This is a genomic window from Candidatus Ruminimicrobium bovinum (genome assembly GCF_902760015.1).
In the GTDB taxonomy this organism is placed as follows: domain Bacteria; phylum Elusimicrobiota; class Endomicrobiia; order Endomicrobiales; family Endomicrobiaceae; genus Ruminimicrobium; species Ruminimicrobium bovinum.
Genome location: NZ_CACWEU010000170.1, coordinates 1 through 11,234, shown reverse-complemented (window position 1 = coordinate 11,234; position 11,234 = coordinate 1). Strand labels below are relative to the sequence as shown.

General features: G+C 32.9%; 10 protein-coding genes. All 10 read right to left on the bottom strand.

The window, feature by feature from the left end; translation table 11 throughout:
• Window positions 1–825 (bottom strand): Asp-tRNA(Asn)/Glu-tRNA(Gln) amidotransferase subunit GatB (gene gatB, locus ACMUOV_RS05640; RefSeq protein WP_413854131.1); only part of this gene is annotated, 825 nt, incomplete at its 3' end.
• Window positions 826–842: 17 nt separating this feature from the next.
• Window positions 843–2,303, bottom strand: a complete 1,461-nt coding sequence (gatA, locus tag ACMUOV_RS05635) for an Asp-tRNA(Asn)/Glu-tRNA(Gln) amidotransferase subunit GatA (RefSeq protein WP_413854130.1) — start codon at window positions 2,301–2,303, stop codon at window positions 843–845.
• A gap of 185 nt (window positions 2,304–2,488) precedes the next feature.
• Entirely contained in the window at window positions 2,489–2,791 is a 303-nt protein-coding gene (gene gatC, locus ACMUOV_RS05630) for an Asp-tRNA(Asn)/Glu-tRNA(Gln) amidotransferase subunit GatC (protein WP_413854129.1), read from the bottom strand.
• Window positions 2,792–2,820: 29 nt separating this feature from the next.
• The gene (gene guaA, locus ACMUOV_RS05625; RefSeq protein ID WP_413854128.1) at window positions 2,821–4,347 is read right to left on the bottom strand and encodes a glutamine-hydrolyzing GMP synthase; all 1,527 of its coding nucleotides are present in this window, start codon (window positions 4,345–4,347) and stop codon (window positions 2,821–2,823) included.
• Window positions 4,348–4,356: 9 nt separating this feature from the next.
• Window positions 4,357–5,466, bottom strand: a complete 1,110-nt coding sequence (gene ftsZ, locus ACMUOV_RS05620) for a cell division protein FtsZ (RefSeq protein WP_413854127.1) — start codon at window positions 5,464–5,466, stop codon at window positions 4,357–4,359.
• A gap of 19 nt (window positions 5,467–5,485) precedes the next feature.
• On the bottom strand, window positions 5,486–6,718 hold the full coding sequence (gene ftsA / locus ACMUOV_RS05615) for a cell division protein FtsA (protein ID WP_413854126.1): 1,233 nt from the start codon (window positions 6,716–6,718) through the stop codon (window positions 5,486–5,488).
• Window positions 6,718–7,524 carry a cell division protein FtsQ/DivIB gene (locus tag ACMUOV_RS05610; protein WP_413854125.1) on the bottom strand — a complete coding sequence of 269 codons (807 nt, stop codon included), beginning with the start codon at window positions 7,522–7,524 and terminating at the stop codon, window positions 6,718–6,720. The genes ftsA and ACMUOV_RS05610 overlap by 1 nt, the downstream gene beginning before the upstream one ends.
• The gene (locus ACMUOV_RS05605; protein WP_413854124.1) at window positions 7,511–8,425 is read right to left on the bottom strand and encodes a D-alanine--D-alanine ligase; all 915 of its coding nucleotides are present in this window, start codon (window positions 8,423–8,425) and stop codon (window positions 7,511–7,513) included. The genes ACMUOV_RS05610 and ACMUOV_RS05605 overlap by 14 nt, the downstream gene beginning before the upstream one ends.
• A complete protein-coding gene (gene murB, locus ACMUOV_RS05600; protein WP_413854123.1) occupies window positions 8,422–9,381 on the bottom strand; it encodes a UDP-N-acetylmuramate dehydrogenase in 960 nt (319 codons plus the stop codon). Before murB ends, ACMUOV_RS05605 begins: the two co-directional genes overlap by 4 nt.
• Before the next feature lie 35 nt (window positions 9,382–9,416).
• A partial coding sequence (locus ACMUOV_RS05595) for a hypothetical protein (RefSeq protein ID WP_413854122.1) occupies window positions 9,417–11,234 on the bottom strand: 1,818 nt, incomplete at its 5' end.

The window sequence follows — 11,234 nt, the reverse complement described above, 5'->3', positions numbered from 1 at the left end:
TCTGTAATCGTGGGCATTTTCTTTTGATCTCATTGATTTTGTTACTTTTTCATTCGGATCCCAAGTTCTTGTTTCCTGAATAACTCTTTGACCGGACTCAACAACTTCAATTTGTCTTTGAACTTCATAAGCAAGTGCTTCCTGAACACCTGAAATAGAGTTCATATTTTTAAGTTCGGCTTTCGTTCCGAATTCCTTTTGTCCGAAAGGTCTTATACTGATATTTGCATCACATCTGAATTTTCCTTCTTCCATATTACAATCGGATGCTTCAACATATTCAATTAAATTTTTGAGTGCTTCCAAATAAGCGGCTGCTTCCTGCGGAGACCTCATATCAGGTTCGGAAACAATTTCCATTAAAGGAACACCCGTTCTGTTGTAGTCGGCTAAAGAATAATCAAGCTGACGGGAACCGATATCGTGTATAAGTTTACCGGCATCTTCTTCCAAATGTATTCTTGTTATACCGATACTTTTTGTTTTACCGTCAACTGAAATATTTATTTTACCATGTTCGCAAAAAGGAAGTTCGTATTGCGATATTTGATAATTTTTAGGTAAATCCGGATAAAAATATTGTTTTCTTGCAAATACTGATTTTTTATTTATCGTGCAGTCAAGTGCAAGCCCCGTTCTGACTATAAGTTCTACGGCATGTTTGTTTAATACAGGCAAAACCCCCGGTTGCCCCGTGCATACCGGACAAATATTTGTGTTAGGTTCACAGTGAAATTCCGTCGAACAATTACAGAAAATTTTTGTTTTTGTTTTTATTTGCGAGTGAACTTCAAGCCCTATAATTACTTCGTATTTATTATTCATTTTTATATCCTCAACAATTATATTTTTGGAAACTGTTTATGCCAATCTGTTGCCTGCTGATAACCGAAAGCAGTTTTAAACATTGTTTGTTCGTCAAAATTTTTAGCAAGAAGTTGCATACCTATGGGAATACCTTTTTGCGAAAAACCGCAAGGCAAACTCATTCCCGGAATTGCAGCTAAATTACAGGATATTGTAAAAATATCCGATAAATACATTTGCAAAGGATCTGAACTTTTTTCACCTATTTTAAATGCCGGTGTAGGTGCAGACGGGGTAAGAATAATATCAACTTTTTCAAATGCTTTTTCAAAATCCTGTTTTATTAATGTCCTTACTTTTTGTGCTTTACCGTAGAAAGCATCGTAATATCCTGCAGAAAGTGCATAAGTTCCAAGCATTATTCTTCTTTTAACTTCGGCTCCGAAACCTTGTCCCCTTGATTTTTGATATTCGTCAAGTAAGTTGGTGCATTCTGCTCTGAAACCGTAACGAACACCGTCGTATCTTGCAAGGTTTGCAGAAGCTTCCGAGCAACAAATAATATAATAAACGGCAACGGCATAGTCGGTATGCGGAAGTGAAATTTCAACAATTTCAGCACCCAAATTTTTATAAACTTCAATTGCTTTATCAAGTGCGGCTTTTACATCAGTGTCTAAACCGTCTATAAAATATTCTTTAGGCAATCCTATTTTTAAGCCCTTAACACCGTCTTTAATTTTTGAAAGATAGTCGGGAACTTCCATGTTTATCGAGGTTGAATCTTTTGTGTCGTGGCCTGCAATAACATTTAACAGCAATGCACTGTCTTCAACCGTTTTTGACATAGGTCCTATCTGGTCAAGAGAAGAAGCAAATGCAACAGCTCCGAATCTGCTTACCCTGCCGTAAGTCGGTTTTACACCTACTATACCGCAACAACTTGCAGGCTGCCTTATTGAACCGCCGGTATCCGTTCCAAGTGCCAAAGGTGCAGTCATTGCACCGACCGCAGAAGCACTGCCGCCAGAGGAACCGCCTGGAATATGTTCCGTATTCCAAGGATTTCTTGTAGTAAAAAATGCCGAGTTTTCCGTTGAAGAACCCATCGCAAACTCATCGAGATTTGCTTTGCCTACAAATACGGCACCCGCGTTTTTTAATTTTGTAATAACGGTTGCATCATACGGAGCAATATAGTTTTCCAAAATTTTTGATGAAGCCGTCATTCTTATATCTTTAATTAAAATATTATCTTTAATTGCTATAGGTACACCTTCCAATACACCGACATTTTCGCCTTTGGCTATTTTTTCATCGGAATTTTGTGCCTGTTTTAAAGCATAATCTTCACATACCGTAACATAAGCTTTTATTTTTGGGTCAACTTCTTTTATTCTGTTAATAAAAGCTTTTGTTACTTCAACACTTGAAAGTTCTTTGTTTTTAATTTTTGCCGCTAAATCCGTTGCGGTCATTTTGATAATTTCGTTCATATTATTTATTCCTTACATTAATATTTTTAAGTCAAATTTTTAATAATATCCATGTATTTAGCTGAGAAGCTGCGTTGTTAAACGTGTTCGAAAAAGTTCGTTTTTCTTAGCTGATAGCTGAGTGGTTTTAGTTTTTCAGTTTTTCAGTTTTTCAGCTATTCAGCAAAAAAGTACTTTGCACTTTTTTAATCTTCCAGCTCCATAACTTTTTTAACTTTAAAAAAAGCTCCGTCTTGCTCGGGTGCATTTTTAAAGAGTGCATCTATGGTTTCCTGCGAACTTTTTACAACGACATCATCTCTCCAAACATTTTGGCTTGTTCCGCCGTGGCTTGTAGGTGCTATTGTTGAAGTGTCAACTTCTTTTATCTTTTCAATGTAACCTAAAATGGAACCGAGCTGTTTTGCCAAATTTTCTTTTTCCTTCTCTTCAAATTCCAACCTTGCAAGAGAAGCAACATAATCTACATCTTTTTTTGATATTTCCATATTTACTCCTATCAATGTTATTTAAAAAATTATTCCCATTCTATTGTAGCGGGGGGTTTTTGTGAAATGTCGTAAACTACTCTGTTTGCACCTTTTACTTCATTTATTATTCTTGATGAAATTTTACCGAGTATTTCATAAGGGAGTTTTACCCAATCTGCCGTCATTGCATCAACGGAATTGACCGCTCTTATAACTATAACATATTCATAAGTTCTTTGGTCGCCCATAACGCCTACGGTTTTGACAGGTAAAATTATTGCAAACGATTGCCAAATTTTTTCATATAATCCCGCTTTTCTTATTTCCTGGTCAACTATTGCATCTGCCTCTTTAACTATTCTTAATTTTTCTTCGGTAATTTCACCGAGTGTCCTTATTGCAAGCCCGGGGCCCGGGAAAGGCTGCCTGTCTATAATTTCATTGGGAATTTTCAATTCTCTGCCTAACTGACGAACTTCATCTTTAAATAAAGATTTTAAAGGTTCAACAAGTTTCATTTTCATCTTTTCCGGTAATCCGCCTACATTGTGATGGCTTTTTATGGTAACGGCTTTACCTATTTTTGCACTTTCTATAACATCGGGATATATCGTTCCCTGAAGAAGAAAACTTATACCTTTAATTTTTTTTGCTTCTTTTTCAAACACTTCTATAAAAGTGTGTCCGATGATTTTTCTTTTTTGTTCGGGGTCTGTTACACCTTTTAACTTATTCAAAAATAATTTTTTTGCATCTTTAATTATTAAATTTCTACCGAATTTTTTGCCGAATATTTTTTTTACTCTTTCGGTTTCGCCGAGTTTTTGCAAACCGTGGTCAACATAAACACTTACAAGTTGTTTGCCTATTGCTTTATGCATCATTATCGCGGCAACAGAGGAATCCACCCCGCCCGACAATGCACATAAAACTTTACCTTTGCCGACTTGTTTTTTTATCCTTGCAATTTCATCTTTTATGTAATTTTTCATTGTCCAATTTTTTTGCAACTTACAAACTTTGAATAAAAAATTATCTAAAATTTGTTTGCCGAACGGTGAATGATGAACTTCCGGATGAAACTGAACGCCGTAAATTGTTCCTTCATTATTTACTATTGCGGCATTGGGACAATTTTTTGAACTTGCAACAATTTTAAAATTTTTCGGTAAATTTGTCAGTTTATCGCCGTGGCTCATCCATACGGGCATTTTTGTTTTAAGCCCTGCAAACAACAATGATTTTGTTTTTATTTGTATATCGGCAAGCCCGTATTCTCTGTTTTTGGAATGTTGCACTTTTCCGCCCAACTGTTGTGCAATAAGTTGCATACCGTAACAAATACCTAAAACGGGAACATTCAACTGCCAAACTTTGTTGTCGGGTTTCGGTGCATCTTTTTCATAAACACTTGCAGGTCCGCCTGATAATATTACGGCTTGAACGGAATCCATATTTTGAATTTCATCAAGCTTTTTATTACCCGGAAATATTTCGCAATAAACATGCGATTCTCTTATTTTTCTTGCAATTACCTGAGTATATTGTGAACCGAAATCTAAAATTAAAATCATAAATTTCCTCTATTTTTTTAAATATTTAAGTTTCCAGTTTTGGTCGCATGCCGGGACGGAAAAATTAAAAGTTTGTTCTTCTTCCTGTTCGTTTTGTTGTTCTGTCCCTGTTTTTTCGGGATCGTTAAATAACATACCGGTATATTGAGGAACTTTTTCTTCCTCATTCTTAAAACTTGCAATAACGGAAACTTTTTTCCTTGTATCAAGGTCCTTTTCGGCAACCTCACCGCGTTTTATAAATTTACATTTTTTAAATTCCGAATTACAAATTTCTTTAAACCGAACCAAATCACCGGTTGTTAACGGATTTGTATTTGAATAAGATATGTTTATCAGCAAACTTGTAGCATTTTTAATACTTGGCCCTTCAACAAAAACATTTTTTATTGCTTTTGAAATTGCTCCGGCAATATCTTCGTCTTCACCTATACCGATAATAACATCACCGGAATCTTTTAAAATAGCACGAACATCGGCAAAATCTATGTTGATAGTTCCTGTTTTTGTAATGGTATCGGTTACGGTTTGTATGGACAACCTTAAAACATCATCCACCATTCTATACATTTCAGGTGCTGGAGTTTTCTCGTCCACTACGGAAAAAATTCTATCGTTTGGTATTGTTATAAGAGCATCAACATATTTTTTTATTTTTTCTATACCTTCAAGTGCATAGTCCATTCTTATTTGTTGTTCAAAAGAAAACGGTTTTGTAATAACTGCCGCAGTTAATATTCCCATTTCTTTTGCAAGTTTCGCTATAACCGGCGATGCGCCCGTTCCCGTGCCTCCGCCCATTCCGGTAGTTATAAAAACCATATCCGCACCGCTAATCATATCTTTTAACGAATTAATATTTTCAACTGCATATTGTTCACCTTTTTTAGGGTCGCCGCCGACACCAAGCCCGTCATTTCCTATTTGCAATTTATTACCGGCTGCAGAATTTCTTAAAACATCGGCATCGGTATTAACAGCCCAAAATTCAACATCGGTTATATTTGCCGCTATCATTCTGTTAATTGTGTTTGTTCCGCCGCCGCCGACACCTATAACCTTTAAAATTGCATTTTGAGCCGATTGATAAGTATTTGGTAAATTTATTTGAAAAGGCATTATTGTTTCTCCTTCTGTTTTATACTATTTCGCTGACCTTTCCTAAAACTTTACCGAAAAAGCCACCGTCTTTGCTGCTTGTTTCCACAACGGTATTTACACCTGCAAAACGTGTTTTTACTTCATTGTAAAGTGTTGAAATTGCAGTCGTATAAATTTGACAATCAACTATTTCCTGACTGACGGATATTTTGTTCATATCAACAGTTGCTATTTTTACACCGCAGTCAAAAGGTTTTTCAAATGCCTCAAGAATTCCCGGCAATTTTGTTCCGCCGCCGGTAAGTAATATCCCGCCTGCCAAAGCACTGATATCAACTTTATTCTTTTTAAGTTCGCTTATTATATATGCTATTTGCATATCCACTTGCGGTTTTATAATATTTATTAATTCGCTTATTGAAGACATTTTTTTTGCAGAGCCGATTGTATACTCAAATTCGGCATTTTCGTTTGTTTCGTTTTCTAAAACGGCACCGTAAGTTTCCTTTATCCTTTTGGATTCGGCCTGTAGCGTTTTAAGCTTTTTAGTAATGTCTCTTGTTATTAAATCCGAACCTACGGGAAGTTCCAATATTTTCTGAACAATTCCGTTTATATAAACAACTATCCCGGTAGTCATACCGCCGATGTCAATTAACATACATCCCAATTTTTTACTTTCTTTTGAAGCAAGAATATTTCCCAAAGAATAATATCCGTAAAAAATAGGTTCTTCCATACCTAAAGAGCATGCTCTTTTTATATTGGAAACAATACTTCGCGGCGCGGTTACTATTAAAGAATTTAACTCCAAATAAGAACATTCCATGGATAACGGATTGGGAACAACCTGCAACCTATCCAATTTATATTCTTTAGGAATAATTTGTATTAAAGTATCTTTTGCATTTATTTGTGCTTTTTCAATAACGGCTTTTTTTACGCTATCTACTATATCTTCGGTAACCAATGTATCGGTAACGGAAATTCCGTCGCTTTGGTCTGCGGTTTTTATAAAAGAACCCCTTACCGAAACATATACCCAGGAATCTTTTGCATTTTGAGATTTTTCTAATTGTTCTATTAATATCCTTATTGAATTTGCGGCTTCACCTATATCTATTATGGAACCGGCTTCTATACCGTCCGGACATGCAACCGTGTCGGCTGAAGTTATTTCAAGTTTTGCGGTTTTTTCGTCGTAAAAAGCAATAACTCCGTGAATTGAAGAACTTCCTATATCTATACTTATTATTGATTGTTTTGACATTATACACCTCCGACTTGTTTTTCTATTTTATCAACTTTTACGATAATTTTATTTTTCTCCAAGAAATTTAAATCGATATATTTAATACCGTCAATAAACCTTTTGTCGGCATCGGATAAAACAATTTTCATTTTACTTGCTTTATCGGCAACATCAAATTTATTCTGCTCGCCCCAAAATATTTTAATTTTATTATCTATTTCAAGTATTATATCTTCAACTTCACCGTATTTTATCTTTGTTATTCTGCTCATAAAATCTTTTGCAAATGGTTTTAAATTATAAACAAAATTTAAAAGTTCTTTTCTTTCCTGTTCGTTTGAAAATTCCAACATCGGAATTTTCATTCCGAACATATTGCCTCTTAAAGCAAACGGTATATTATCAAAATCAAGTCCTACGGTATCGTTACCCTGTTTAATAAATACTTCAGGTTCTCTTTCGTAAAGTTGTACCAATATTTTTTTCCATCTTCTTGATATAGTTATATCTTTAAGTTCCGGCTTAAGTTCTTTTATTTCTTTTTCCAATTTACAAAGACTCACTTCAAAAATGTTAGCCCCTGCTTTAAAAGGAATAAGTTCTTTAATTTCCGTAGGTGTTACATTTTTACAACCTACAACTTCTATTGTTTCTATATTAAAACCATCGTAGGTGTAAAAAAATTCTTTTAACTTTATAAAGCCGAAACCGATGCCGATAAATATCAACAGTAACAAAAATATTCTGAATATTTTTATTTTACTTTTCTTTTTTTCTTTTCTAAAAGTTGTTCTTCTTACAACGGTTCGTTTACTTCTTTTCATTTTTTAATGCCGATTTCAGTATCTCTAAAACTAAATTTTCAAAACTTATACCCGCCGCTTTTGCAGCATCGGGAAACAGTGACGTTTTTGTCATACCGGGTAAAGTATTTACTTCCAAAACGTATATGTTATTGTTTTTATCAACTATCATATCAACTCTGCAAATTCCGTTACACATAAATTCGTTATAAACTTTTACCGCAATATCTTGTATTTTTTTTAAAATTTTTCCGGATAACCTTGCAGGTATAATATGAGCGGATTGCCCTACGGTATATTTGGATTTATAATCGTAAAATTTACCTTTCGGTACTATTTCTATAACAGGTAACGGTTTGCCGTTTAAAACACCTGCCGTTATCTCAATACCTTTTATGTATTTTTCAACTAAAATTCTGTCTTCATACTTAAAAGCCAACTTAACGGCTTTTTCAAATTCTTTTTTATTTTTAACTATTGATATTCCTATTGCGGAACCTTGTGAAGCGGGTTTTACCACTGCGGGAAATTCAATTTCTTTAAACGGTTTTAATTTTTCTATAAAAGTCCATTTTGCCGTAGGTATTTTTGCATATTCAAACATTTTTTTAGATACTATTTTATCTATTGTTGCCGAACTTGCAAACACACCGCAACCCGTATAAGCAATACCCATAAGTTCAAGCATACCCTGAATTGTTCCGTCTTCACCGGGTTTTCCGTGCAATGTGATATAGGCAATATCCGTTTGTTCTTTCTTAAGCTTTTCGGCTATATTTTTATTTACGTCAATTAAAACTGCGTTTAAGCCCAGCTTTTTTATTGCTTTATAAACGGCTTTGCCGGAATTCAAAGAAACTTCTCTTTCCGAAGACCATCCGCCGCACAAAACGGCAATTTTTTTATTTTTTAAATTTATCATTTTATTATTTTTATTTCCGTTTCAAGTTTTATTTTATATTTTTTATAAACTTCATCTCTAACAAAATTTATTAAATTTAACATATCTGCACAAGAAGCATTATTTCTGTTAATAAAAAAATTAGCATGTTTATCAGAAATTTGAGCATCGCCGATATTGAAGTTTTTAAGGTTTAAAGAGTCTATTATTCTGCCGGCACTGTCGTTTAGCGGATTTTTAAATATACAACCTGCATTTTTTGTGCCTAACGGTTGATTTTTCTTTCTTGTTTGCTGCTCTTTAAAAACAGTTTGTAGAATATCATTTTTGTCAGCTTTTTTCAAGATAAATTTTACTTTCGTTATTATTGCGTTTTTTATATTACTTTTTCTGTATTGAAAATTAAATTTATCTTTTGTTAAAGTATCTTTATTGCCGAAGTAATCCGTTAGTTCAATTTCATATAAATTTGAAGAAATATCACAATTTTTAACGCCGGCATTGCCATAAACGGCACCGCCTATTGTCCCGGGAATACCTGAAAGATATTCCAACCCGCCAAAACCTTGTTCAGCCGTATATTTGGCAAGATAAGCCAAATTCACAGCCGCTCCTGCTTCTACTTTCGTTTCCGTATCCGTGTTGTTAAAAAAGTTTATGTGACCGAATTCTTTTTTGTTTGATAATTTTATAACTATTCCTTTATAACCGTTATCACCAAACAATAAATTTGAACCGCCGCCGATAACATAAAATTTAATTTTATTTTCATTTGTAAACTTTAATAAATTTATTAATTGTTTTTCGGTTTGTACTTCAACAAAAAAATCGGCATTACCGCCTATGCCTAACGTAGTGTGTTTTGATAACGGTTCGTTGCACTTATAAATACATTCTGTTGACGATAAAAATTCTTCTATATTGTTTTTAATGACATACTCCGCATTTTGTAATTTTATATGCTGATATTTTATCATTTTATTTGGTAAAAAAAGAATAAAATTTTAAAAAATCATTGTTTTTGATAATGCAGTTTATATATTGCACATTTTGAAGTATTATATAAAAGTTCATATTTTACTTTAGGGCTGTTAAAAGATCTCAAATTTCTTAAAGTTAATATATATTTGATATTTAAAGCAATTAAATCGTCTTCCGTCATATTTATTGCAATATAATCCTGCCCCAAAAGAATAAATTTTTCAAAATTTTTATTTTTTATATTGTTGATATCAACCAAATTCACGGATATGTGACAATACCTGTTATACACATTAAAATATTTATTTTCTTTATCTATTTTTTTAAACCCTTCCAAATTAGGATAAATGTTTATGGAATTAAATGTTGCTGCACACTGCATTATAGGATAATTCATTATAAAATAGTAAACAAGCTGTCCCGTTTCAAAAACCCATAACCCGGGCTCTTTAGTATTTATATTTTTAATTGCTTTTGCCAACGGAGCTTCTTTTATAACGGATATTCCTCTTTGTATAGGGTTTACTGCCAAACCGGAAACAAACATTATTACCATTATTATTGCAATGAAAAACTTATTTATTTTATTTTTTAAAATTGAATAAAATAAAAAATAACTTAAAACAAAAATGACCGACAATTTAAAAACATCCATATATCCCTGATATATAAGTTTATTTGCCACAACAGACCATATTGTTAAAATAGCCGTTACTGTTATTGCCATTAAATTACCGAGTTTAAATTTGATTATGCTTAATGCTCTTATTAAAATTAAAACATTTAAAAAACCCCATATAATGATTGTTCTGTATGCAGGAGAACTTTTTAACATAGTTAAATTTGCTAAAGATTGAGGAAAACCAATAAAACACCAAGCCGATAAAAAAACAAATATTACCGATAAAAGAATTAATAGTTTATCTTTATTTTTATCTATAAAAAATACTATGGCGGACAAAATTAAACCTATCGGAAACAAATCAAAAAAAGTACTGTATAAACAAGGATTCCATACCAAATTTTTATCGAAAATCGGCAAAAACATATTGCCCCAATATCTAAATATTTGAGTTAAAAAACCGCAATTTATATCTACTTCCGTTAATGAATCTCCACCCAATTCACTTCTTAGTCCTGGGTATAGAGTATTTGTAACAATATTTATTGTTTCTTTTGATTTATCGTATATAAACAAAAAAATCAATATAAATAAAGCAGAAAAAAATATTATTACCGACAAATCCTTTTTATCAAATTCAAATTGAGTATAGTTTTTAATTATTACCCATAAAAACAGTGCCGCAAAAATATATGCACAAGGAACTTGCCATGCGGGATAAAGTGTCAAAATAAAACCGCCAACACAAATATATGTTATTAAAAGGATAAAAAATCTTTCGATAAAATTTTTAATTAACATATAGCGATTTAACATCAATATTGCAAGTTCCCCGTAAATTATCATTTCAACTATACCATTACATGTAAACCACCAATGTATAGCAGGCGAAAAAGTTATGAGTAATGTTCCGAAAAGAGAAAGTATTTTGTTTTTATTTGTAATTAAAAGTAAAAATTCAAACGTAAATAAAAACAAAAAAACAAGCCGAACAATCCAAAAAAAAGAAAGCCCTTTTGCCGAACCTAAAAAAAGAAAACCCGACAAAAACGGTCTGAAAACCGATATTATGTTTTTTATCGGTTGCCCGTATGTCATTGCAACATCGGTAGTTGTACCCCTTAGAATTTTATTAAAATACGGATAATTCGGATTTTGTGATAATAATATAGGTGTATATGTTTGATACTCATCGGTTCTTATATTTCTTGCTTTGCCGAAAATTAT

Bases quoted from the DNA above. Each gene is read 5' to 3' on its own strand.
- ftsA (WP_413854126.1), bottom strand. From the start codon at position 6,718: ATGTCAAAACAATCAATAATAAGTATAGATATAGGAAGTTCTTCAATT.
- ftsZ (WP_413854127.1), bottom strand. From the start codon at position 5,466: ATGCCTTTTCAAATAAATTTACCAAATACTTATCAATCGGCTCAAAAT.
- gatA (WP_413854130.1), bottom strand. From the start codon at position 2,303: ATGAACGAAATTATCAAAATGACCGCAACGGATTTAGCGGCAAAAATT.
- gatC (WP_413854129.1), bottom strand. From the start codon at position 2,791: ATGGAAATATCAAAAAAAGATGTAGATTATGTTGCTTCTCTTGCAAGG.
- ACMUOV_RS05610 (WP_413854125.1), bottom strand. From the start codon at position 7,524: ATGAAAAGAAGTAAACGAACCGTTGTAAGAAGAACAACTTTTAGAAAA.
- murB (WP_413854123.1), bottom strand. From the start codon at position 9,381: ATGATAAAATATCAGCATATAAAATTACAAAATGCGGAGTATGTCATT.
- ACMUOV_RS05605 (WP_413854124.1), bottom strand. From the start codon at position 8,425: ATGATAAATTTAAAAAATAAAAAAATTGCCGTTTTGTGCGGCGGATGG.
- guaA (WP_413854128.1), bottom strand. From the start codon at position 4,347: ATGATTTTAATTTTAGATTTCGGTTCACAATATACTCAGGTAATTGCA.